This window comes from Rhodococcus sp. WS3 (assembly GCF_003797085.1).
Taxonomy (GTDB): Bacteria; Actinomycetota; Actinomycetes; order Mycobacteriales; family Mycobacteriaceae; genus Rhodococcus_F; species Rhodococcus_F globerula.
This window is the reverse complement of record NZ_RKMA01000001.1, coordinates 421,953-445,696: the sequence shown is the minus strand read 5'-3', so window position 1 is coordinate 445,696 and position 23,744 is coordinate 421,953. Positions and strand designations below refer to the sequence as shown.

At 62.8% G+C, this 23,744-nt stretch carries 22 protein-coding genes and 1 pseudogene; 15 read left to right on the top strand and 8 right to left on the bottom strand.

Going from position 1 to position 23,744, the window contains the following annotated elements:
* Positions 1 to 44: 44 nt before the first annotated feature.
* Positions 45 to 611 carry an NAD(P)H-dependent oxidoreductase gene (locus tag EEB13_RS01990; protein ID WP_033231102.1) on the top strand — a complete coding sequence of 189 codons (567 nt, stop codon included), beginning with the start codon at positions 45 to 47 and terminating at the stop codon, positions 609 to 611.
* A 75-nt stretch (positions 612 to 686) separates the two neighbouring features.
* Here EEB13_RS01990 and EEB13_RS01985 read toward each other — a convergent pair whose 3' ends face one another.
* Complete coding sequence (locus tag EEB13_RS01985; RefSeq protein ID WP_141484487.1) at positions 687 to 1,526, bottom strand: siderophore-interacting protein; 840 nt, start codon at positions 1,524 to 1,526, stop codon at positions 687 to 689.
* A 302-nt stretch (positions 1,527 to 1,828) separates the two neighbouring features.
* Between EEB13_RS01985 and EEB13_RS01980 the strand changes: the two genes are divergently transcribed.
* The 3 genes from EEB13_RS01980 (at position 1,829) to nrdE (ending at position 4,782) form a co-directional block, all read left to right on the top strand.
* Entirely contained in the window at positions 1,829 to 2,059 is a 231-nt protein-coding gene (locus tag EEB13_RS01980; protein ID WP_033231100.1) for a redoxin NrdH, read from the top strand.
* Positions 2,060 to 2,161: 102 nt separating this feature from the next.
* Complete coding sequence (gene nrdI / locus EEB13_RS01975; protein ID WP_033231099.1) at positions 2,162 to 2,641, top strand: class Ib ribonucleoside-diphosphate reductase assembly flavoprotein NrdI; 480 nt, start codon at positions 2,162 to 2,164, stop codon at positions 2,639 to 2,641.
* Positions 2,599 to 4,782 carry a class 1b ribonucleoside-diphosphate reductase subunit alpha gene (gene nrdE / locus EEB13_RS01970; protein ID WP_033231098.1) on the top strand — a complete coding sequence of 728 codons (2,184 nt, stop codon included), beginning with the start codon at positions 2,599 to 2,601 and terminating at the stop codon, positions 4,780 to 4,782. The genes nrdI and nrdE overlap by 43 nt, the downstream gene beginning before the upstream one ends.
* A 70-nt stretch (positions 4,783 to 4,852) precedes the next feature.
* Here the strand turns inward: nrdE and EEB13_RS01965 are convergent, their stop codons facing one another.
* Positions 4,853 to 5,065, bottom strand: a complete 213-nt coding sequence (locus EEB13_RS01965; protein WP_020969285.1) for a hypothetical protein — start codon at positions 5,063 to 5,065, stop codon at positions 4,853 to 4,855.
* A gap of 12 nt (positions 5,066 to 5,077) precedes the next feature.
* Entirely contained in the window at positions 5,078 to 5,995 is a 918-nt protein-coding gene (locus EEB13_RS01960) for an SPFH domain-containing protein (protein WP_033231097.1), read from the bottom strand.
* 171 nt (positions 5,996 to 6,166) lie between these two features.
* On the opposite strand from EEB13_RS01960, the gene nrdF reads away from it, so the two are divergent.
* Positions 6,167 to 7,132 (top strand): class 1b ribonucleoside-diphosphate reductase subunit beta, encoded by a 966-nt coding sequence (gene nrdF / locus EEB13_RS01955; protein WP_033231096.1) that lies wholly within the window; start codon positions 6,167 to 6,169, stop codon positions 7,130 to 7,132.
* Positions 7,133 to 7,221: 89 nt separating this feature from the next.
* On the opposite strand, the gene EEB13_RS01950 is transcribed toward nrdF, so the two are convergent.
* From EEB13_RS01950 to EEB13_RS01940, 3 genes are read right to left on the bottom strand one after another with little or no spacing between them, the layout of a single operon-like run.
* A complete protein-coding gene (locus EEB13_RS01950) occupies positions 7,222 to 7,698 on the bottom strand; it encodes an NUDIX hydrolase (protein ID WP_033231095.1) in 477 nt (158 codons plus the stop codon).
* A gap of 4 nt (positions 7,699 to 7,702) precedes the next feature.
* A complete protein-coding gene (locus EEB13_RS01945; RefSeq protein WP_141484486.1) occupies positions 7,703 to 8,767 on the bottom strand; it encodes an iron-siderophore ABC transporter substrate-binding protein in 1,065 nt (354 codons plus the stop codon).
* Between the two features lie 37 nt (positions 8,768 to 8,804).
* Positions 8,805 to 9,797 (bottom strand): ABC transporter substrate-binding protein, encoded by a 993-nt coding sequence (locus EEB13_RS01940; protein ID WP_033231093.1) that lies wholly within the window; start codon positions 9,795 to 9,797, stop codon positions 8,805 to 8,807.
* Between the two features lie 359 nt (positions 9,798 to 10,156).
* Here EEB13_RS01940 and ctaD point away from each other — a divergent pair, with 359 nt between their 5' ends.
* The 4 genes from ctaD to EEB13_RS32300 all read left to right on the top strand — a co-directional run bounded on the left by ctaD (position 10,157) and on the right by EEB13_RS32300 (position 14,841).
* Positions 10,157 to 11,890: a cytochrome c oxidase subunit I gene (gene ctaD, locus EEB13_RS01935; RefSeq protein WP_072782333.1), complete on the top strand. Its 1,734-nt coding sequence runs from the start codon at positions 10,157 to 10,159 to the stop codon at positions 11,888 to 11,890.
* Between the two features lie 150 nt (positions 11,891 to 12,040).
* Positions 12,041 to 13,261, top strand: coding sequence for a phosphoserine phosphatase SerB (gene serB / locus EEB13_RS01930; protein WP_033231092.1), 1,221 nt, complete (start codon positions 12,041 to 12,043; stop codon positions 13,259 to 13,261).
* The gene (locus EEB13_RS01925) at positions 13,258 to 14,031 is read left to right on the top strand and encodes a peptidyl-tRNA hydrolase (protein ID WP_141484485.1); all 774 of its coding nucleotides are present in this window, start codon (positions 13,258 to 13,260) and stop codon (positions 14,029 to 14,031) included. The genes serB and EEB13_RS01925 overlap by 4 nt, the downstream gene beginning before the upstream one ends.
* A 120-nt stretch (positions 14,032 to 14,151) precedes the next feature.
* Positions 14,152 to 14,841 (top strand): YczE/YyaS/YitT family protein, encoded by a 690-nt coding sequence (locus EEB13_RS32300; RefSeq protein WP_242484567.1) that lies wholly within the window; start codon positions 14,152 to 14,154, stop codon positions 14,839 to 14,841.
* A gap of 14 nt (positions 14,842 to 14,855) precedes the next feature.
* Here the strand turns inward: EEB13_RS32300 and glgX are convergent.
* Positions 14,856 to 16,796, bottom strand: a pseudogene (gene glgX / locus EEB13_RS01915) (glycogen debranching protein GlgX); the annotation flags it as partial.
* A gap of 33 nt (positions 16,797 to 16,829) precedes the next feature.
* On the opposite strand from glgX, the gene EEB13_RS01910 reads away from it, so the two are divergent.
* Genes EEB13_RS01910 through EEB13_RS01890 form a run of 5 tightly spaced genes read left to right on the top strand, consistent with a single transcriptional unit; the run spans position 16,830 to position 21,538 of the window.
* Positions 16,830 to 17,681: an ABC transporter ATP-binding protein gene (locus EEB13_RS01910; RefSeq protein WP_033231090.1), complete on the top strand. Its 852-nt coding sequence runs from the start codon at positions 16,830 to 16,832 to the stop codon at positions 17,679 to 17,681.
* Positions 17,682 to 17,692: 11 nt separating this feature from the next.
* Positions 17,693 to 18,520, top strand: a complete 828-nt coding sequence (locus EEB13_RS01905) for an NUDIX hydrolase (protein ID WP_033231089.1) — start codon at positions 17,693 to 17,695, stop codon at positions 18,518 to 18,520.
* 10 nt (positions 18,521 to 18,530) lie between these two features.
* Complete coding sequence (locus tag EEB13_RS01900) at positions 18,531 to 19,310, top strand: enoyl-CoA hydratase/isomerase family protein (protein WP_116101507.1); 780 nt, start codon at positions 18,531 to 18,533, stop codon at positions 19,308 to 19,310.
* A gap of 52 nt (positions 19,311 to 19,362) precedes the next feature.
* Positions 19,363 to 20,376 carry a class I SAM-dependent methyltransferase gene (locus tag EEB13_RS01895; RefSeq protein ID WP_372472364.1) on the top strand — a complete coding sequence of 338 codons (1,014 nt, stop codon included), beginning with the start codon at positions 19,363 to 19,365 and terminating at the stop codon, positions 20,374 to 20,376.
* A gap of 4 nt (positions 20,377 to 20,380) precedes the next feature.
* Positions 20,381 to 21,538, top strand: coding sequence for a THUMP-like domain-containing protein (locus EEB13_RS01890; protein ID WP_141484483.1), 1,158 nt, complete (start codon positions 20,381 to 20,383; stop codon positions 21,536 to 21,538).
* A gap of 19 nt (positions 21,539 to 21,557) precedes the next feature.
* Here the strand turns inward: EEB13_RS01890 and EEB13_RS01885 are convergent, their stop codons facing one another.
* Positions 21,558 to 22,865 (bottom strand): PQQ-binding-like beta-propeller repeat protein, encoded by a 1,308-nt coding sequence (locus tag EEB13_RS01885; protein WP_141484482.1) that lies wholly within the window; start codon positions 22,863 to 22,865, stop codon positions 21,558 to 21,560.
* 117 nt (positions 22,866 to 22,982) lie between these two features.
* Here EEB13_RS01885 and EEB13_RS01880 point away from each other — a divergent pair, with 117 nt between their 5' ends.
* Complete coding sequence (locus EEB13_RS01880; RefSeq protein ID WP_033231084.1) at positions 22,983 to 23,744, top strand: acyltransferase; 762 nt, start codon at positions 22,983 to 22,985, stop codon at positions 23,742 to 23,744.

Sequence of the window (23,744 nt, the reverse complement as noted above, 5' to 3'; positions counted from 1 at the left end):
TCAACCAGAGCCGCCCACCGCACCAATCTCGAAGGAATCACCCAATGTCACAGAGCAATGTTCTCGTTCTCGTCGGAAGCCTGCGCGCCGGATCCGTCAACCGTCAGCTCGCCGAGACTGCAGTGTCCGCTGCGCCGGAGGGTGCTGCCCTGACGATCTTCGAAGGCCTCGCCGACGTTCCCTTCTACAACGAAGACCTCGACGTCGAAGGTGCATCGATCCCCGCAGTCGACGCCCTGCGTGCCGCAGCCGGCAATGCCGACGCCTTCCTGCTCGTCACCCCCGAGTACAACGGCACCATCCCCGCTGTCCTCAAGAACGCCATCGACTGGATCTCGCGTCCCTACGGCGCGGGTGCTGTCTCCGGCAAGCCGGTTGCAGTCATCAGCGCATCGCCCAGCGGCAACGGTGCGAAGTGGGCCAACGACGACACGGTCAAGGCTGTCGGCATCGCCGGCGGCAACGTGCTCAGCGATTCCGCTCTTGCTGTCGCCAGCACGTTCGACAAGTTCGGCACCTCGCACGCACGCGAGAACGCTGAGGTTGTCGCACAGGTGTCCAAGGTTGTCGCAGACCTGGTCGACGCCACGAAGACGCTCGTCAACGCATAATCTGTACCAGTTCTCGAACGAGGGTCACGCCGGACAGGCGTGACCCTCGTTTCATGTCAGCCGGGGTCGGCCGCGCTACAGGCCTTCGCGTTCCATGGCGGCGTCGACGGCATCACGAACGGACTCGAAGTCCTTGCCCGCCATCATTGCTGCGCCCATTGCCTCGTCGATGCGCTCCGCGGCGAGAGCATAGCGACGTTCCCAGTTCTCCTTGTCCGCGCGCCAGTAACCCATGGTGTGCACGGCGGTCGCGGGGATCTTCAGCGTGTGACGCAGGTAGGCGCGAACCTTGCGCGCTGCTGCGGCCTCGACTGCGCACCAGACGTATCCGGTGCCGGGGGGTAGGGGATCGGCGGCCAACTCGGTGAGAAGGGAGTCGGCGTCACCGATCCATCGGATGTCGGCGTCGGCTGCGGTCGTGAAGCTCTGCTGCTCGCTCGGATCGGGAATCTGCGCGATCAGCTGTACGGAAATCCCGGCCGGCAGGCTCTCGAGAATTCGGCCGACTGCGGGGAGTGCGGCGTGGTCGGCGAGCAACGTCAGCCACTCGATGTTCTCGGGCGGGCGGAACCATCCGTTGGCGCTCGACAGGTGCACGGTGTCGCCGGGGATAGCCGTCTCGGCCCAGCGCGCCGCCCCGCCGTGTCCGTGCAGAACGAAGTCGATATCGAGCTCGCCGGTGGCCGCGCTCCAGCGGCGCACTGTGTAACTACGCGCGTGTGGGGGCTCGATTGGAAACCGGACAAGCACCCGTTCGTCGGGTAGGTCACTTGATGCGAAGTCGGCCAGGCCGGCGCCGCCGAAGGTGATTCTGCGCATCCCTGGCGTTATCTGCGTTGCCTCGAGAACAGTTGCCAGGTGGCGTGGGGCTTCGTCGCTGGGGAGGTCGATCGGGGCTGATTCCACGTCGCTCATGGTAGAGCTGCGGGGTGTTCCGAGACCCGGTCGAGTAGGCGGCGCACATGTGAGCGCCGACACGCCGACACGGCGTGGAATTGGCGCGGAGTTATGGGTGCTGAGCTGGGTCGACCTGGGAATTTCATCTATGTGACTCACAACATCTTCGGTTATGTGATTCTGTCGGCCACTAGGTGTAGTGTCTTGAGCACTGAGAGACCACAACGCGGAACGCCTCGAGCGAAGCTCCGGCAATCGGTCGAATCGGTGCTGAACATCACTACATCGGCCTTTGTTGGCTAAGCGAAAGAGGGACTCTCATGAGCATCACCGTCTACACCAAGCCCGCTTGCGTTCAGTGCAATGCCACCTACCGCGCCCTCGACAAGGCCGGTCTCGAATACGACATCATCGACATCACCGAGGATGCCGAGGCACGTGACTACGTCATGGCGCTCGGATACCTCCAGGCACCCGTCGTGGTTGCCGGTGAAGATCACTGGTCGGGTTTCCGTCCCGATCGCATCAAGACGCTGGCCGTCGCTGCTTGAAGCGCGGCTGCGCCGGTGGCCGACGACGCTGTCGGCCCTGTAGTTGAAAGTGTTGAATAGTCGAAAAGTTCCGGGCACCGCATGAGGAAATGGTGACAACCGATGACTTCGCTGGTTTATTTCTCCAGCGTGTCGGAGAACACCCACCGATTCGTTCAACGTCTCGGACTGCCTGCGACACGCATACCCATCCATGACCGTGACGGCTCATTTCTCGTCGACGAGCCCTATGTACTGATCCTGCCGACTTACGGCGGCGGGGCAACAGTGACAGGCCGCGACACCAGCTATGTGCCCAAGCCGGTCATTCGTTTTTTGAACAATCCACACAACAGGTCGTTGATCAGAGCTGTGATCGCGGCAGGAAACACCAATTTCGGTGAATCCTTTTGTTACGCAGGAAACATCATTTCCCAGAAATGCCACGTTCCTTTTCTGTACCGCTTCGAACTCATGGGCACTGCCGAGGACGTCGAACGGGTACGAGAAGGCTTGGGGGAGTTCTGGAATCATCTCGAAGCAGAGAAGGAGAACGGGCAGTGGCGCCAACCATCACTGACACGATCGCGGCTGGAAGCGTAGAACGTGACGCACGCGGCGGTGATTCCACCAACGGTCTCGACTACCACGCACTCAATGCCATGCTCAACCTGTACGGCGCAAACGGCGAGATCCAGTTCGAGATGGATGTCGCGGCGGCCCGTCAGTACTTCCTGCAGCACGTCAACCAGAACACGGTGTTCTTCCACAATCTCGACGAGAAGCTCGACTACCTCGTCGAGGAAAACTACTACGAGCCTGAGGTTCTCGATCAGTACTCACGTACGTTCGTGAAGTTCCTGATCGATCACGCGTACTCCAAGAAGTTCCGCTTCCCGACGTTCCTGGGCGCGTTCAAGTACTACACGTCCTACACGCTCAAGACGTTCGACGGAAAGCGCTACCTCGAGCGTTTCGAAGACCGCGTGTGCATGGTGGCCCTGACGTTGGCTGCCGGCAACGAAGATCTGGCCGTCGAACTTGTCGACGAGATCATTGCCGGTCGCTTCCAGCCCGCAACCCCCACATTCCTCAACTCCGGCAAGAAGCAGCGCGGCGAGCCCGTTTCCTGCTTCCTCCTGCGCATCGAAGACAACATGGAGTCCATCGGGCGCTCCATCAACTCGGCTCTGCAGCTCTCCAAGCGTGGCGGCGGAGTTGCGTTGCTGCTCACCAACATTCGTGAGCACGGTGCGCCGATCAAGAAGATCGAGAACCAGAGCTCGGGTGTCATCCCGATCATGAAGCTCCTCGAGGACTCGTTCTCGTACGCAAACCAGCTCGGAGCGCGTCAGGGTGCCGGTGCCGTCTACCTGCACGCACACCACCCCGACATCTACCGCTTCCTCGACACCAAGCGTGAAAACGCCGACGAGAAGATCCGCATCAAGACGCTGTCGCTCGGCATCGTGATCCCGGACATCACGTTCGAGCTGGCGAAGAAGAACGAGGACATGTACCTGTTCTCGCCGTACGACGTCGAGCGCATCTACGGCGTTCCGTTCTCCGACATCAACGTCTCCGAGAAGTACTACGAGATGGTCGACGACAAGCGAATTCGCAAGTCCAAGATCAAGGCTCGCGAATTCTTCCAGACCGTCGCAGAGTTGCAGTTCGAATCGGGCTACCCGTACATCATGTTCGAGGACACGGTGAACAAGGCCAACCCCATCGAAGGCAAGATCACGCACTCGAACCTGTGCTCGGAGATCCTGCAGGTCTCCACGCCGTCCGAGTTCAACGAGGACCTGACCTACAGCCACGTCGGCAAGGACATCTCCTGCAACCTCGGTTCGCTGAACATCGCGAAGACCATGGACTCGCCCGACTTCGCCAAGACCATCGAGGTCGCGATCCGCGGCTTGACCGCGGTGTCGGATCAGACGCACATCTACTCCGTGCCGTCGATCGAGCAGGGCAACAACGACTCTCACGCCATCGGCCTCGGCCAGATGAACCTGCACGGCTACCTTGCTCGTGAGCGAATCTTCTACGGCAGCGAAGAAGGCATCGACTTCACGAACATCTACTTCTACACCGTGTTGTTCCACGCTCTGCGGGCATCGAACCGGATCTCCATCGAGCGCGGTTCCTACTTCAAGGGCTTCCCGCAGTCGAAGTACGCGTCGGGTGAATTCTTCGACAAGTACACCGACCAGGTGTGGGAGCCGGCCACGGAGAAGGTTCGTGGACTGTTCGCCGCCGCCGACCTTCACATTCCGACGCAGGACGACTGGCGTGAGCTGAAGGCGTCGGTGCAGAAGCACGGCATCTACAACCAGAACCTGCAGGCCGTGCCGCCCACCGGTTCGATCTCGTACATCAACTACTCCACCAGCTCCATCCACCCGGTGGCATCGAAGATCGAGATCCGCAAGGAAGGCAAGATCGGTCGCGTCTACTACCCGGCGCCCTACCTGACCAACGACAACCTGGAGTACTACCAGGATGCCTACGAGATCGGGTACGAGAAGATCGTCGACACCTACGCTGCCGCAACGCAGCACGTCGACCAGGGTCTGTCCCTGACCTTGTTCTTCAAGGACACCGCCACCACCCGCGACATCAACAAGGCGCAGATCTACGCATGGCGTAAGGGCATCAAGACGCTCTACTACATCCGTCTGCGTCAGCTGGCACTCGAAGGCACCGAGGTCGAGGGCTGCGTTTCCTGCATGCTGTAAAGGGCTCCGCCCCCGTGCGCCTTTTTGGTAGTAACCACTACCGGAAAGGCGCACGGGGGCATTTTCTCTGCTAGGACGGCGGCCGGCCGGGACCATGCATCTTGCCGGCGTTCTTCGGCATTCGGCCGTGCTCGGTGAGCGCCCGTCGGAGTAGGAATTCGATCTGGGCATTGGTACTTCGGAGGTCGTCGGCGGCCCAGCGGGCAAGAGCGTCGTGCACCGCCGGGTCCAACCGAAGAAGGATCTTCTTCCGCTCTGATCTCGGAGCTGGATCCGTGGCCATGTGGCCTTCCCTTTACTGGTAGAGCGAACCGGTGTTGAGCACCGGTTGTGCGTCGCGGTCACCGCACAGCACGACCAGAAGGTTACTGATCATCGTGGCCTTGCGTTCTTCGTCGAGTTCGACGACGTGCTTTTCCTCGAGCTGCTTGAGTGCCATGTCCACCATCGACACTGCGCCTTCGACGATCTGCGTCCGGGCTGCGATGACAGCGCCCGCCTGTTGGCGGCGCAGCATCGCGCTGGCGATTTCCGGTGCGTAGGAAAGCCGGTTGATGCGGGTCTCGATCACTTCGACCCCTGCCGCCCGCACGCGGGCGTGAACTTCCTCCGACAGCGTCGTTGTAATGATGTCGGCGTTCTCCCGCAACGAGACTCGGCCTTCGGCGTCGTACGGGTAACTGCCGGCGATGTGGCGTACAGCTGCCTCGGTCTGAACCGAGACGAACTCCTCGTAGTCGTCCACCTGGAATGACGCGAGCGCGGTGTCGGCCACCTGCCAGACGACAACGGCCGAGATCTCGATGGGGTTGCCGTCGGCGTCGTTGACCTTGGACTGGCCGGTCTCGTGGTTTCTGATGCGGGTGGAGATGGAACGACGCACCGTCAGCGGGTTTGTCCAGCGCAGTCCAGGGGTGCGCAATGTGCCGCTGTACGAACTTCCCAGGAATTGCAGAACACGCGCCTGGTTCGGCTGCACCAGTGTCAGGCCGATCAGTGCGGGGAGTGACGCGAGGAACAGCACCACTCCGATGGGAATCAGCGCTATGAGTCCGAGGAGCCCTCCGACAACAGCCAGGGCGATTCCGCCGAGGAACAGAATCAATCCGCCGAGGAGCATCCAACTGCCCGACAGGTCCCAACCTGGGCGTTCGGCGATTGTGGTGGTGGCAACTCCGGTTGGTTTCTCGGCCACGGTGGGCGTGCTGGTCATGTGAGACTCGCTTCCTCATCGGTAAGTGATATTTAATTGATATCACATTTTTCGCGTTGGCGGGTGGGCGCGTACGACACATCTTGTTGTGTTGGCGTCTGGAGTCGGACACAACGGGTAGTGTTCAGGCAAGCCAACATTCGGCAGTATCTCTCGCGCTAGGTAGGAATCATGGTCAAGCTGGTCAGTCGCGTTTCCGCAATCAACTGGAATCGCGTCCAGGACGAGAAGGACGCCGAGGTGTGGGACCGCCTCGTCAGTAACTTCTGGCTGCCCGAAAAGGTGCCGGTCTCCAACGACATCCCGTCCTGGGGGACTCTGACCGCGCCTGAGCAGCAGCTCACGATGCGCGTATTCACGGGTCTGACGCTGCTCGACACCATTCAGGGAACCGTCGGCGCCGTCAGCCTCATCCCCGACGCCATCACCCCGCATGAAGAAGCGGTGTACACCAACATCGCCTTCATGGAATCGGTGCACGCCAAGAGCTACAGCTCCATCTTCTCGACGCTGTGCTCCACGCCCGACATCGACGACGCCTTCCGCTGGTCGGAGGAAAACCCGAACCTGCAGCGCAAGGCTCAGATCGTTCTCGACTACTACAACGGTGAGTCGCCGCTCAAGCGCAAGGTCGCGTCGACCCTGCTCGAGAGCTTCCTCTTCTACTCAGGCTTCTACCTTCCGATGTACTGGTCCTCGCGGGCCAAGCTCACCAACACGGCCGACCTCATCCGCCTCATCATCCGCGACGAGGCCGTGCACGGTTACTACATCGGCTACAAGTACCAGAAGGGCCTCGAGCAGCTGTCCGAGGCAGAGCGCGAAGAGCTCAAGAACTACACGTTCGAGCTTCTCTTCGAGCTGTACGAGAACGAGGTCGAGTACACCCAGGATCTCTACGACGAGGTCGGACTGACCGAGGACGTCAAGAAGTTCCTGCGTTACAACGCGAACAAGGCGCTCAACAATCTCGGTTACGAAGGCCTGTTCCCGAAGGACGAGACGGACGTCAATCCGGCTATCCTGTCGGCACTTTCACCCAACGCCGACGAGAATCACGACTTCTTCTCCGGCTCGGGTAGCTCCTACGTCATCGGCAAGGCCATCAACACCGAAGACGACGACTGGGACTTCTAGAGCGACGCGCTCAGGATTTCCAGCCCCTGACAACTGAGCCCGATTCCTGCACACGCGGGAATCGGGCTTTTGTTGCCGGTAGGGGAGGGCTAGCTCGCCGAGAACCAGGCTTCTGCCTTGTCCTGCAACGCTTTTTCCAGACGCAGGCGCGACGTGTCGGTCAGATCCGAGGGCAAGTTGTCGGGCGCGAACCACGCAACCTCGAGATTCTCGTCGTCCGCGACATGCGCGTCGCCGCCCGTCCAGCGGGCCAGGAAACAAACGTCGAGATATTGCGTGATATCCCCGTTGGGGTACGTAATGGGTTCTGTGACATCAACACTCGTGATGCGAATCAACTCCGCGTCGACGCCCGTCTCTTCCTTGGCTTCACGAACGGCAGCCGACGCGGGTTCCTCGCCGGGCTCGAGAACGCCGGACACCACTGCCCACAATCCGTTGTCGGCGCGGCGGGTGAGGAGCACGCGGCCCTCGTCGTCGCGAATCACGACACTGACTCCGGACAGCCAGAGTGGCGCGTGACCGATTTTTTCGCGTAACTCGACGATGAACTCAGGGATCGGCATCGCGTCAGCTCGCGTAACCGTTGAGGGTGTGTTGGAGATCGTCGAGAACGGCGCGCGCGGCGGTCATACCGTTGCCGTTCCAGATCTCGTCCTCAGCGACGAAGACGCGGTTCCCGGAGGGCGCTCCCAGATCGTGCCACTGGTCGCTCTTCATCACCTCGGTTCCGTACTTCAGTCCGTTCGGCCCGTCGAACAGCACGTAGATCAGATCACCTTCGGCAGCGCTGAGATCGTCGGCGGGAACCTCGGCGGTCACGGTGTCGGTGAGTCGTTGTGCCGGGGGCCGGCGCACCCCGACATCGCTCAGAATCTGACCCGAGAACGAGGCGGGGCCCTCGATGTTCAGCGAGTCCGAATCGAACCGCACCACAGATGCCTGCGTCTGCGCCGAATTGAGCGACTCACCCAGTTCCCGAGCGTCCCGTTGGTAATCGTCCAGAGCGGCTGCTGCTGCGGCGGACCGTCCGAGGGCCTGGCCGGCCAGAGCGAACTGCGACTTCCAATAGACGGGATCGGAACCGGCAAACACTGTCGGGGCGATGCCGGTCAGTTGCCCGTACAGGTCCGCCGACGCCGGACTCGATCCGAGAATCAGATCCGGTGCTGCTGCCTTGATCGCAGCGACATCGGGCGCGCTGACCGGGCCGACGCTCGGAATCTCCGAAATGCCGAAACCGAGGTACGACGGCTGAGGTGAATCGACGCCCGTCGCGGCGCCCACCACACGTTCCCACAATCCCAATGCACACACCGCGTCCATCGACGCACTGTCGAGCACAACGATGCGCGCAGGATCCGAGGGAACCTCGGCCGTGCCTGCCGTGTGCGCGACCTGTCGCGTCACCGTGGGGCCGGCTCCGGCGTCGGCCGCTGTCGGGGTGGGGCACGCGCTCGCCGTATCGCGCGCGAGCCCCATGACACCGGCTCCGGCGATGGACGTCGTGGTCCGCACGATGCTGCTGGCGATGTCGTCGGAGGTGTCCGACGAACAACCACTCAATACAAGGAGTGTGGCTGCGATGCCGAGTATCGAGACGCGGCGGAGAGTGGTGCGGGAGAGAACGGTCAAGTCGACGGCTTCCTGTGTGGGCGGGCGCCGCTTTAGGTTAGCTGCTCGACTTGTCCACTCCGAACGTGTCCGCGAGGTCGTCCAGAATCAGGTGCGCGCCCTGAATACTGACCGGAGACATCCACTCCGAATCGTCGACGTCGACGGTACGGCCACGCAGAGTTTGCCACAGCGGACTCGTGAGGAACGGCTTCGCGGCTTCGGCGCTCTTGCCCTCGGGATCTTGCCACGTGCTGACGAAGATGACGTCGGCGTCGGCCTCGTTGATCAGCTCTGGACTGATCTTCATCATGATATTGCCCGGGTCGGCAGGATCGGGGCCCTGGTTGCTCGGGCGGGCGAGGCCGGCGTCCTCGAGGACGATGCCGCTGAACGAGGTGGTGCGGTACAGGCGTGCTGTCGGTTCGCCGGCAAAGCGGACGACGGAGATGACCGGGTTGTTCGCGGCCTTGTTGACGGCGCTTCCGACGGCGGCCGCACGCGCTTCGTATTCGCCGATCTTCTGCTCGGCAAGATCTTCCTTGCCGAGGGCCTCACCGACGAGTCGGATGTTGGCCTTCCACGTCGGTCCCGTTGTCTGGGTGAACACGGTCGGGGCGATTGCGGAGAGTTGTTCGTAGTTCTTGCCGTCGCGGACTTCGGCCGAGATGATCAGATCGGGCTGGAGCGCCGCGATCTTCTCGAGGCTTACGGCGCCGACTGTTCCGACGGAAATTGCGTCGGCTGCGAACTCGTCGCGGGTTGATCCGAGGTAGTCGGGCAATCCCGGCTCGCGGTAGTCGACGTATCCCACGAGGGGTGACTCGAGGAGCAGTGTGGCGTCGGTGAAGCTGTTGTCGAGCGCAACGACTCGCTTGGGCTGCGACGGAATCTCGGTGCTACCGCGGAAGTGTTCGATCGTGCGGGGAAATGCCCCCGGTTCGGTCGACGTCGCGGTGGTGTCCGGCTCGTCACTCGAACATGCGGGGACGATCAACGCCAGGGCGGCAACGACGGAAATCGCCGCGGTTCGGCGAGCAAAGTGTTTCACGGGTACTCCTGTACTAGGTTAGGCAAGCCAGACCTTAACAACCGGACCGAACAACGGGACAGTTCGGGCTTCGACTCCCTGGCGATGCGAAATCAGGGTGCGACACGCCGCAACACGAGATCACACTCGTCACTTCGGGAACATAAACCGCAGGTCGATCGTTTAGTGGGAGCCAAAACGGTCCCTCGAGTACGACGCTGAGTAGGACCGGGTCGCGAGGCGTCACGGTCACGGTCTACGATTCGATGAGCGCAAGCCAGAAGCCGTTTCCCGCACGCCGGGAAATGGACCCTGCGGCGCGACCAAAGGCTCTGTCGAAGGAGTCTGCGGAGCGACCAAAGGCACATTCAGGAGGATCAGTGACTGCCGTAGCGCCCCAGCCAGTCCCCGCGATAGCTGCAGCCAGGCCTTACCCGCCGCGGCAGGGACCCAAGGGCTCATTCATTTTCAAGATGATCACGACCACCGACCCCAAGGTGCTCGGAATCATGTACTTGGCGACTTCCATCGCCTTCTTCCTCATCGGTGGCCTCATGGCACTGATGATGCGTGCCGAGCTAGCTGTGCCCGGCATGCAGTTTCTCTCGAACGAACAGTTCAACCAGCTGTTCACCATGCACGGCACCATCATGCTGCTGCTGTACGCGACGCCGATCGTCTTCGGCTTCGCCAACTACATTCTTCCGCTGCAGATCGGCGCGCCCGACGTTGCGTTCCCGCGTCTGAACGCGTTCAGCTACTGGCTGTACCTGTTCGGTGCGATCATCGCGACGGCCGGATTCGTGACCCCCGGTGGCGCAGCCGACTTCGGTTGGACCGCCTACACCCCGTTGACGAATGCACTGCATTCTCCGGGCGTCGGCGCTGACCTCTGGATCATGGGCCTCGCTGTCGGTGGTCTCGGCACCATCCTCGGTGGCGTCAACATGATCACCACCGTGATCTGCCTGCGTGCACCCGGTATGACCATGTTCCGCATGCCGATCTTCACCTGGAACATCTTCATCACCAGCATTCTCATCCTGCTGGCGTTCCCGCTGCTGACCGCTGCACTGCTCGGCCTGTTCGTCGACCGACATCTGGGTGGTCACATCTTCGACCCGGCAACAGGCGGTGTGTTGCTCTGGCAGCACCTGTTCTGGTTCTTCGGTCACCCCGAGGTGTACATCATCGCGCTGCCGTTCTTCGGCATCGTCTCGGAGATCTTCCCGGTCTTCAGCCGTAAGCCGATCTTCGGCTACAGCGGTCTGGTGTATGCAACGCTCGCCATTGCAGCTCTGTCGATCGCCGTGTGGGCGCACCACATGTACGCAACCGGCGCAGTTCTGCTTCCGTACTTCTCGTTCATGACGTTCTTGATCGCAGTGCCGACAGGCGTGAAGATATTCAACTGGATCGGAACGATGTGGAAGGGGCAATTGACCTTCGAGTCGCCGATGCTCTTCTCGATCGGCTTCCTGATCACCTTCCTCTTCGGTGGTCTGTCGGGTGTCATCCTCGCGAGCCCGCCGCTCGACTTCCACGTCACGGACAGCTACTTCGTGGTTGCCCACTTCCACTACGTGGTCTTCGGCACCGTTGTGTTCGCCACCTACGCCGGTATCTACTTCTGGTTCCCGAAGATGACCGGCCGCATGATGGACGAGCGCCTCGGCAAGTGGCACTTCTGGACCACGTTCGTCGGCTTCCACGGCACGTTCCTCGTGCAGCACTGGCTCGGCGCCGAAGGCATGCCGCGTCGCTACGCCGACTACCTGCCGTCCGACGGCTTCACGTCGCTGAACACGGTCTCGACAATCTTTGCCTTCGTACTCGGTGCCTCGACGCTGCCGTTCATCTGGAACGTCTTCAAGAGCTACCGCTACGGCGAAGTTGTCACGGTCGACGACCCGTGGGGTTACGGAAACTCGCTCGAATGGGCAACCAGTTGCCCGCCGCCGCGTCACAACTTCACCGAGTTGCCGCGCATCCGCAGCGAGCGTCCGGCATTCGAACTGCACTACCCGCACATGGTTGAGCGGATGCGCGCAGAAGCGCACGTCGGCCCCGGCCACAACAGTAAGAACGACGCCCTCGAAGGCAGTTCTCACTAAATGAGCAACCCGACCTACACGTAGGTCAACGCCAAAGGCCCCGCCCGAACAACGGGTGGGGCCTTTCGCTTGTTCGATTGCCGATTGGCACAATAGGTGTCGACGCATGTCGATCACGACACGATTTCCAAGAAATGATCGGAGTTCTCGGTGGGTGCCTCAGACACCACTGTTCTGGTGACCGTGACCGGGCCTGACCGGCCCGGTGTCACCTCGGTACTGTTTGCCGCACTGTCGCGGCACAATGTGAGCCTGCTCGACGTCGAGCAGGTGGTCATCCGAGGTCGGCTCACGCTCGGCGTCCTCGTTGCATGCCCGAACGATCCGGAGGCGCTGCAAGAAGAACTCGAGCAGGCGATGGCGACGGTCGGCATGAACGTCGACATCGAAATCGGCGCAGATCCCGGTCGGCCCGCTGTGTCCACCCACGCCGTTGTCGTTCTCGGCAGTCCCGTGAATGCTCGCGCGATGCGCGGAGTGGCACGCGAGTTGGCCAAGCAGGGCGCCAACATCGATTCCATTCGCGGTGTTGCCGACTACCCGGTGACAGGCCTGGAACTCAGTGTCAGCTCCGCCGGCAGCGCCGACGCAGACGCGAAGTTGCGCACCGGTCTTGCCGAAGTCGCAGCACTCGAGAACGTCGACATCGCGGTCGAGCGCGCCGGTTTGGCAAGGCGCGCCAAGCGTCTCATCGTGTTCGACGTCGACTCGACGCTCGTTCAGGGTGAAGTCATCGAGATGCTCGCTGCCAAGGCCGGCGTCGAAGACGAGGTTCGCGCTGTCACGGAAGCTGCGATGCGCGGCGAGATCGACTTCACCGAATCGCTTCATCAGCGGGTGGCCACCCTCGCGGGACTGGACGCCTCGGTGATCGACGAGGTAGCTGCGAGCATCGAACTGACCCCAGGTGCACGCACCACCATCCGCACCTTGCGTCGTCTCGGCTTCCATTGCGGCGTTGTCTCCGGCGGATTCCGTCAGGTCATCGAAGGATTGGCACACGAACTCGAACTGGACTTCGTTCACGCCAACACCCTGGAAATCGTCGACGGCAAGTTGACCGGCCGAGTGATCGGCGAAATTGTCGACCGCGCCGCCAAGGCGGTCGCGCTCCGGAAGTTCGCCGATCAGGTCGGCGTCCCCATGGAACAGACCGTGGCCGTCGGTGACGGCGCAAACGACATCGACATGCTCAATGCTGCCGGCCTGGGTGTGGCGTTCAACGCGAAGCCGGCACTGCGCGAGGTTGCCGACGCGGCGCTGTCGCATCCGTTCCTCGACGCCGTGCTCTTCATCCTCGGCGTGACCCGCGACGAGGTCGAAGCAGCAGACGCGATCGACGGCGGCGTTCGGCGCGTGCCGATCCCATGATCGACGACCCCTGCGCCGCGGTGATGTCGGGCCCGGACGCGCTCTGGCGCGCCCGGCACGCCGTGCTGGCTGCAGGTTACGGTGGCCGACCCGATCCGGCCGACCCCGCCCAGGTTTTGGCGATGCCGATCGTCCTGCATATCCCGAAAGCTGATCCGCCCCTGCGCAGTTCGCTCCTGGAAGCGGCCGCATCGGCGGCGGTCGCTTTGTGTCTCGACGAGCGAGTCGGGTTGGCCGAGGACGGCGAACCCGGCCCGTGGCAAGGCAACTTCACGGCATGGGTGAGTGGGCGTATCCGTAAGGTGTCGCGCCGCGCGCGGGGAGCGCAGTGGTTGGCGGCGCAGGATGTCGCGGGAATCACTGTCGAGGTCGGCGGTGCCCAGGCCCGGGCTCTGGTGCCCGGACCTGTCGGGGAACTTGATCCGCGGATCAAGAAGATGCAGATCGGCGGCACCGATCTCGAACACGACAACCCGGGTCCGCCCATACCTGAACTGCCCGTGCTGTGGATTGACCCCGCGCTCGAGATGACCGTGGGAAAAGCATCGGCACAGGTCGGTCATGCGTCAATGCTGTTGGCGGCAGCCATGTCCGACGAGGAAGCCTGGCGCTGGGCTCAGGCCGGATTCCGGTGTTCGGTTCGTGACGCGGACCCGGCGCAATGGGCGGATGCTGTGGCTCGGCTGAGTTCCGACGCCGTCGCCGTCAGGGATGCGGGATACACCGAAGTGGCGCCCGGGTCGATGACGGTGATTGCGGTTCCCGGCTAGACCAGTCCAGTATCGCCATCTTGGCTATGGGTTAAGTGTCCAGTGAGCCTGCAGGATGGCTGAGTGCTCATACGTAGATTTGCCTCGCTGTTCCTCGGCCTGTGGCTGTACGGCTTCTCGATGGCGATGATGATCGCCGCCGGGCTCGGCTTGGACCCCTGGGATGTTTTCCACCAGGGTGTGGCAGAGCGGTTCTCTTTGAGTTTTGGCGTCATCACCGCGATCACCGGTGCGCTTGTGCTGTTGTTATGGATCCCGCTACGTCAACGACCGGGATTCGGAACCGTCGCCAACGTTGTTGTCATCGCCATTTCAGTGGATACCTCACTGGCCTTTTTGCCAGACTTTGATTCCATGCCAGTTCGAATCCTCATGCTGGTATCCGGTGTTCTTCTCAACGGGTTGGCCAGTGTCCTGTACATCGGAGCGGGCATGGGCCCCGGCCCACGCGACGGGTTGATGACGGGATTTGTCGCGCGCACCGGGCTGTCCGTTCGGCTGGTTCGGACCAGCATCGAGGTTGTTGTCCTTGCCGTGGGGTGGGTCCTCGGCGGCACGGTCGGTGTGGGAACCGTGCTGTACGCCTTGGGGATCGGACCCACCATTCAGCTTCTGATCAAGGTGCTGCCGGACTCCATGACGGCGGCAGTGACAGGGACGCGCAAGGCCAGGACCGTCGGACCGCTCACCGTCAGCGTGGAACCTACTGCGACGGGGCCGGCCGACCCTGGTTCGCCGGTGGCGGTGGCCGAGTCGAAAACCGGCACCAGTGAACCGTCGAACCATTCCGGGGTTCCGACCGTGATCTGAGCTGGTCCGCCGGAATGCAGGATCAGTAGCCAGCTGCTGTCGCCGAGTGGTCGCCCGGCGCGCGTGTGCGAGCGGACGTCGGCGCCGTCTATCCACGCTTGCACTGTTCGGTTGCGCTCGTCGTACCAGGCGCTGTCGTCGAATTCGGTTCCGGTGGAGTCGAACCAGACGAGGTCGGGATGGTCGATGCGTCGGCGCCCCTCGAAGAACTCAGGTTGCCGGAGGGCAGGTGCCGATCTGCGCAGTGCAAGTGCTCGGGAGACAAAACTGATCAGGGTGGGATCCGCACTCGACCAATCGAGTGCCCACGATTGTGCCGGCGTTGCATGCGTGGGAACGCAATACGCGTTGTTGTTGCCGCCGAGGCTGCGTCCGAACTCGTCGCCTGCGGTCAGCATCGGTGTGCCGGTGGAGAGGACGAGTGTTGCCAGGAGTGCCCGGACGTGTCGGCGACGGGCTTCGATGACGTCGCTGTCGTAACTGGGGCCTTCGATTCCGTGGTTGAACGAATCGTTGTTGTCGGCGCCGTCACGGTTGTCCTCACCGTTGGCCTCGTTGTGTTTCGTGTTGTACGACACGAGATCGGCCGCGGTGAAGCCGTCGTGGGCGGTCACGAAGTTGATCGATGCCCACGGCCGCCGGCCGTTGCCGGCAAAGACGTCCTCCGAACCTGCGAGCCGTGACGCAACTTCCCGGACGCTGGAGTCGCCGTTCCAAAAGCGTCGAATACTGCTGCGGTACTTGTCATTCCACTCGGACCACTGGAGGCCGAAGTTGCCCACCTGATAGCCGTCGCCGGTGGCGTCCCACGGTTCGGCGATCAATTTTCGACGCGTCAAGACGGGGTCGGACGAGATCGCCGAGAGCACGGCAGCTCGCGAATCGAAGGCGCCGCCGCGTGGTCGTCCCAGCGCGCTCGCGAGGTCGAAGCGAAAGCCGTCGACGCCCATCTCGTCGGCCCAGTAACGCAGGCTGTCGGTAATCATGCGCACCGAGACAGGGGAGGAGGCGTCGACGGTATTGCCGCACCCGGTCAGGTCGATATCGCTGCCGTTTTCGCTCAGGAGGTAGTAGCCGCGCGCATCCAATCCGCGCCAGCTGACGCTGATTCCGTCGACGCCTTGCTCACAAGTGTGGTTGTAGACGACGTCGAGAATCACTTCGATTCCGGCGTTGTGCAACGCGTCGACCATGAACCGGAACTCGGAGACCTCGTTGCCCGGGGTGGCCGCATAACCGGGGTGCGGCGCGAAGTACGACGCCGTCGAATAGCCCCAGTGATTGCGCATTCCGCGCGACCGAACGCTGTCTTCGGTCAGAAATGCTTGGACGGGAAGCAGTTCCACGGCCGTGACGCCAAGGCCGACGAGATAGTCGACGATGGCTGGGGCTGCAAGCCCGAGATACGTTCCGCGGTGCGCGATCGGTACGTCGGGATGAGTGGCGGTGAAGGCGCCGACGTGGAGTTCGTAGATCACCGTCTCCTCCCACGGTGTCTCGAGTCGATGGTGCGGCGGTGTCAGACCGGCCGTCACGACGCAGACGGGGACGTGGCCGAGCGAGTCGACCGTCGACGGTTCGCCGAACGGATCGTGTTGGTAGTCGCGCAGCGCTGCAGCGTCGCCGAGGTCACCTTCGATGCGGCGCGCCCACGGGTCGATCAGAAGTTTGTGGGGATTGAACCGCTGACCTGTCCGCGGACTCCACGGTCCGTCTGCGCGGACGCCGTAACGTTGCCCGGCCCGGACGCCGTTGATCACTCCGTGCCAGATTCCGTACGTGTGTTGGCGGAGGTTCACACGCTGTTCTCGGCCGGCACTGTTGATCAGGCAGATCTGTACCGCGGTGGCGTCCGGCGAATGGACGGCAAACTGGGTTCCGCCGTCGACGACGGTCGCTCCGAGTGGGAACGGAGAACCCGGAAGTGGGGTGTGAGATTCATCTAGAGGCGACACGCAAGTAGATCCTGCCGTGGATGGCCGGAGAATGTGCGGGAAGATGGTCGGGTGCCAACACCTGATCCTGACCTGCTCATCGATTTCGACAACGTTCTCATCCGCCGCGGCGGGTCCACTCTTGTGGGTCCGGTGACGTGGAAGGTGGAGCTCGACGAGCGATGGGTGGTGCTCGGACCCAACGGTGCGGGCAAGACGTCGCTGCTGCGTATCGCGGCCGGCGAGGTGTTTCCCACCAGCGGTACCGCGCATCTGCTCGGCGAGGTGCTCGGCCGCGTCGACGTCAACGAACTCAAGCCGCGCATCGGCCTGTCGTCGTCCTCGCTGGCCAATCGGGTACCCGCCGACGAGAAGGTCAGCGACCTTGTTGTCTCGGCTGGCTATGCGGTTCTCGGCCGCTGGCGCGAGGAGTACGAGTCGATGGACACATCCCGTGCCGTCGAGATGCTCGAGAGCCTCGGCGCCGAACATCTCGCGGACCGCACGTACGGGACTCTTTCCGAGGGCGAACGTAAGCGAGTGCTCATCGCGCGTGCCCTGATGACCGATCCTGAACTGCTGTTGCTCGACGAACCCGCAGCCGGCCTCGACCTTGGTGGCCGCGAAGAACTGGTCGCCCGCCTCGCTGTACTCGCGGCCGATCCCGACGCGCCCGCCACTGTCCTGATCACCCACCACGTCGAGGAGATCCCGCCGGGATTCACTCACGCCCTCCTGCTCAAGGAAGGTGGCGTCGTGGCTCAAGGGCTGCTCGAGGACGTCATCACCGCCGAGAACCTCAGCAACGCGTTCAGTCAGTCGATCACCCTCGATCAGGTCGACGGTCGGTACTTCGCGCGTCGTACGCGAGCATCCGGAGCACACCGGGCACCCGTGACGGTGTAGGTTCCCGAAACATGGCTAACGAGTTTGCGGACGCTGTCCCCACACCCAAGGACGCATCGACGGTGATTCTGGTGCGCGACGCGGAAAACGCGGCATCGGGCATCGAGATATTCCTGCTCCAGCGGGTGAAGGGGATGGCGTTTGCCGGCGGGATGACCGTGTTCCCCGGCGGCGGCGTCGACAAGTCCGACGGCACGGCCGAGGTCGAGTGGGCGGGTCCGTCGGCGCAGTGGTGGGCGGAGCGTTTCAGCACCGATGTCGCGCGAGCGAAGGCGCTCGTGCTGGCAGCAGTTCGTGAGACGTTCGAGGAATGCGGTGTCCTGCTCGCCGGGCCGAGTGCGGATACCGTCGTCGCAGACACGTCCGGATACTCGGCGTCGCGGGTTGCTCTCGAGAACCACGAACTCACGTTCAGCGATTTCCTGAAGCAGGAGAATCTGGTTCTGCGTACGGATCTGTTGCGTCCGTGGGCGAACTGGATCACCCCGATCGGTGAGGCCCGTCGATACGACACTCGCTTCTTCGTGGCCGCCTCACCCGAGGGCCAGGTGGCCGATGGAGTTACCTCCGAGGCAGCCGAGGTTCGCTGGCAAAGTCCGCAGGACGCGCTGGACCATTGGCGCGCCGGCGACAGTATCCTGTTGCCGCCCACCTGGACTCAGCTGACGGAGTTGGCGAAGTACAACTCCGTTGCCGACGTCCTGGCGGCCGAACCCGAGATTCCGATCATCCTCCCGACGCTGTACCGCGACGAGACGACGTTCCGGATCGACTTCCCGAATCAGGATGACTACTACATCCCCGGGCCGCATCCGTGGGCTGCCCGGCCCGCCAAGTAATCTCCAGGGCATGTCTGAATTCGTAACTCTCGAGGTTTCCGACGGTATCGGCACGATCCGTCTCGCGCGCCCCCCGATGAACGCTCTGAACCGTCAGGTCCAGGACGAACTCGCGGTCGCGGCACGCGCGGCGGCAGTCGATCCGGCAGTGAAGGCCGTCATCGTCTACGGCGGCGAAAAGGTCTTTGCTGCCGGTGCAGATGTCAAGGAAATGGCCGAGATGGACTTCGCTCAGATCAGTGACGCGGTGGCCGGAATCCAAGCCGGAATCGGCGCCGTCGCCGCGATCCCGAAGCCGACCGTTGCAGCGATCACCGGCTATGCCCTTGGCGGCGGACTCGAAGTGGCGCTTTCCACAGACCGTCGTATCGCCGGAGACAACGCCAAGGTCGGCGTCCCCGAGATCTTGCTCGGTATCATCCCCGGCGGCGGCGGCACCCAGCGATTGGCCCGTCTCATCGGACCGGCCAAGGCCAAGGATCTGGTGTTCACCGGTCGCTTTGTCGGCGCTGACGAGGCGTTGGCAATGGGCTTGATCGACGAGGTTGTTGCGCCGGACGACGTCTACACCGCTGCCCGGAAGTGGGCGTCGCAGTTCGTGGGCGGCGCATCGCGGGCGATTGCGGCTGCTAAGGCTGCTATCGACGAGGGCCTGAACACGGACCTGGAAACGGGCCTGAAGATCGAGCAGCATCTGTTCGCAGGACTGTTTGCGACCGAGGATCAGTCGATCGGCATGGCGTCGTTCATCGAGAACGGTCCAGGCAAGGCCGAGTTCACGGGCCGGTAGGCTTCCCTAAATTAGAACTTGTTCATCTCTTACCAGCGAGTAGGATAGCCGAATGACTGCCAGCCCCACTGACGACGACATTGCCACGCCGCCTGCTGCCGAGGAAGCAGTAATGGACCCCGCGCCGCGGCCGCACGCCACGGCCGAAGAGGTCGAGGCCGCTCGCAAGGACACCAAGCTTGCCCAGGTGCTCTACCACGACTGGGAAGCCGAGACCTACGACGACAAGTGGTCGATCTCGTACGACGAGCGCTGCATCGACTACGCCAGGGGCCGGTTCGACGCCGTCGCCGGTGATCAGCCGCTGCCGTACGAGCGGGCACTGGAACTGGGTTGTGGCACCGGCTTTTTCCTCCTCAACCTGATGCAGGGCGGGGTTGCCAAGACGGGTTCGGTCACTGACCTCTCGCCCGGCATGGTCAAGGTCGCGATGCGCAACGCCGAAAACCTCGGTCTGCCCGTCGACGGACGCGTCGCCGACGCCGAGACCATTCCCTACGAGGACAACACCTTCGACCTCGTGGTCGGACACGCTGTGCTGCACCATATTCCCGACGTGGAGAAGTCGCTGCGCGAGGTTCTTCGTGTCCTCAAGCCCGGTGGGCGCTTTGTCTTCGCGGGGGAGCCGACCACCGTCGGTAACTTCTACGCTCGCTGGCTCGGCCGCGCGACATGGGAAGCCACGACCACGGTGACCAAGCTGCCTTTCCTCGCCGACTGGCGTCGTCCGCAGGAGGAGCTCGACGAATCCTCTCGCGCAGCGGCCCTCGAAGCTGTTGTCGACATTCACACGTTCGACCCGACGGACCTCGAGAACATGGCGAAGTCCGCAGGCGCCGACCAGGTTCACGCCGCCACCGAAGAATTTGCCGCAGCACTGCTCGGTTGGCCGGTTCGCACCTTCGAAGCCGCAGTTCCGCAGGAAAAGCTCGGTTGGGGCTGGGGGCGCTTCGCTTTCGGTGGTTGGAAGACCCTCAGTTGGGTCGACGAGAAGATTCTGCGCCACGTCGTACCGCGCGGCTTCTTCTACAACGTCATGATCACCGGCGTAAAGCCAGGCAACTGAAACATTGGGTTATGACTTCACCCTCGCTGACATCGCCTATCTGGAAAGTGATTCCGGCATAGCGGCATTGGCCGAGATGGAACAGTTCGAGCTGTCCACGCGTACGCGTCTGGCCGACATCGGCCGGGCGCGTACGCGTTTCGGCGACCACATGCCCGCGCTTGTCGACACGGTTCTGCTGCGCCGAAAGGCGGCTGCAAAACTCCCCGGCAGCGGGGGCTGGTTGTTCACCGACGACGCGATGCAGCAGGCCACCCCGGCGGCTGTCGCAGATCACCGTGCGAAGCGACTTCTCGGGCGCACGGTGCACGACGTGACGTGTTCCATCGGTGCGGAACTGCACGCCCTCACCGGCGTTGCGGATCGGGTAATCGGTAGTGACATCGACGCCGTCCGTTTGGCGATGGCCCGTCACAACGTGCCGTCGGCGGCGCTGTTGCGGGCTGATGCTTTGCGTCCGACAACGCGCGGCACCGTGATCCTTGCCGACCCGGCACGCCGTTCGGGTGGACGGCGAACCCACGATCCGGCCGCATTGATGCCGCCGCTCCCGGATCTGCTCGATGCGTACGACGGCCGCGACATTGCCGTGAAGTGTGCTCCCGGACTCGATTTCGACAACCTCGGCTGGAACGGCGAGGTCGAGGTCGTCTCACTCGACGGCGGTGTCAAAGAGGCCTGTCTGTGGTCGGCGGGACTTGCCGAAGACGGCGTGACCCGTCGGGCATCGGTACTGCGGTCCGACGGCACCGGGTGGTCGGTGACCGACGCCGAGGACGACACCATCCCCGAGCAGGAACCGGGGGAGTGGATCATCGACCCGGACGGCGCCGTCGTTCGGGCGGGCCTGGTGCGCCATTACGCGGCCAGACATGGTCTGTGGCAACTGGACCCACGGATTGCCTATCTGACCGGAAACAGCGTCCCCGAGGGAGTTCGCGGATTCCGGATTCTCGAACAGATCAAGTACTCCGAAAAGCTGTTGAAACAGACTCTCTCGAAGCGCGACTGCGGCGTCGTCGAGATCCTGGTTCGTGGTGTCGACGTCGATCCGGCAGTGCTGCGTCCACGGCTCAAACTCAAGGGTTCTGTGTCGCTGAGTGTGGTGATCGTGCGCATCGGACGCTCGGCGTCGGCCTTCATCTGTGAGGCGTCGCGCTAGCCCTGAGTCGTCGCACAGCTCACTTGAAGACGAACAGCTCACCGATTGCGCTGGGCGTCAACACTTCACCGTTCGGGCCGACGGAGGTGCCGACGGTGAAGCCGACCGCGCCTGGCAGGGTGTTCTGAGCAACGGTTTCACCGGATCGGGTGTCGAACGTGATCAGGCTCAGCCCGTTGTCGCCTTCGCGGACGACGGTGTACCCGGTGTCCCCGGCAGTTTGAGCCGGAACACCCAGCTGCAGTAGATCCTTGCGCTCCCAGACGAGTTCGGCGTGATCGCCCTTGTCCTGGACGGCAAGCAGGTGACCGTCGGCAGCTCCGGCGGGGATGATCAACCCGTCGTCGGAGGTGGAGGGGCTACCCGCGGAGTTGAAGCCGATGTCGTAACTCCACACCGGGTCGCCGGTTGCGGCATCGATCGCCCACAGCGTTCCGTTGTTGTCGGTGGTGTAGACGGTTTTTCCGTCCTTCGACAGGTCCGGGCTCGACGCGGTTCCGCCGGGCAGTGCGTCGGTGGACCACTCTGGGGTGATCGAGGGATTGTCGCCGCCTGTGTACTTCATGGCGACCAGATCGGCGGCCTGGGAGTTGGGCCCGTAGAACGTGAAGTAGAACGTGCCGCTTTCCAGATCGATTGCGGGGGTGTTTGCCACCGGGCAGCCCGACGTGCCGAGGAAGCACTCGTCGAGTCCCTGGTTGTCGGGAATGAGTTCGGCGTTGGTCTGCTGCTCGAACGTCGGCGGCGGAATCAAATTGAACGACGAGACAACCTTTGCGCCGGTCTGGGGATTGAGCACGTTGATCTGACCGAGCTGCGTGATGAACAGCAGGTTGCCGTCGCCCGTGAACTGCGCCGACAGGGGAGTGCCGACAACAAGTGTGCGCCAACGCAACTGGCCGTTGCGGGTGTACGACGCCATCGCCCCGCTTTCACCCACGTAGACGTTTGTCGCGGTGTCCACGATGGGCGTCGACGCGGCAACACCGTCGTTCATCCGGGTACACCACACCTTGCGGCCGGTGTCGAGCTGAAACGAGAAGAGGTTGCAGCCGTTCTCGGCGCGCGCCGTCACGAAACTCTGGCCGTTTGCTCCCGCGGACGCATACGCGGCAATGGGGCCGCCGAGTGGACGAGACCACGCGAACTCGAGATCGCGCGAACCCGTGACCTCGCTGGTGTCGCTGTTTCGGGCGTCGGCGTGCATCGCCGGCCAACCGACAGTTGCGTAGCGGTCGACGACGGAACTCTCGCTTCCACAGCCGGCAGCCATCACCGTAGCGATCGCCGCCATCACCATCACGGACGACCGTAGGACCCGCCGCATCTCACATCTCCCTGCCGCTCGCGAAAGTAGTTCGGACCAGAGACTATCCCGCCGTAGGCAACGTGACGGGGCACACCCCGAGGGTCGGTGCGTCGACTGCCCGTACTCTGAATACTCATGACGAGCATGTGGGGCGCACCGTTGCGCACTCGGTGGCGGGGATCACGCCGAAACGACAGCGATCAGGCCAAGTTCCTGACCGTCGATTCCCTCAAATGGGTTCTGGCGAACAAGGCATATACCCCCTGGTACCTGGTGCGGTACTACCGTCTTGCCAAGTTCAAGATGGCCAATCCGCACGTGATTCTGCGTGGCATGGTGTTTCTCGGCAAGAACGTCGAAATCCACTCGACTCCCGATCTGTCCCGCCTCGAAATCGGGCGCTGGGTCCACATCGGTGACGGCAACGCGATCCGCTGCCACGAAGGCTCCCTGCGCATCGGAGACAAAGTGGTCTTCGGCAAGGACAACGTCGTCAACACGTACCTCGACATCGAAATCGGCGCCTCGACGCTCGTTGCCGACTGGTGCTACATCTGCGACTTCGACCACCGCATGGACGACGTCAACACCCCCATCAAGGATCAGGGCATCGTGAAGGGCCCCGTGCGCATCGGTCCGGACACCTGGGTTGCCGCGAAGGTCACCGTCCTGCGTAACACCCGCGTCGGTCGGGGTTGTGTTCTCGGAGCGCACGCCGTAGTCAAGGGCGACATCCCGGACTACAGCATCGCCGTCGGTTCCCCGGCCAAGGTCGTCAAGAACCGTAAGGCCGACTGGGAAGCGGGCGCAGCGGACCGTGCCGAGTACATCGCGGCCCTCGAAGACATCGCGCGGAAGAAGGCAGCCGCCGAGGCGGACAAATCTGTCAAGAAGTAG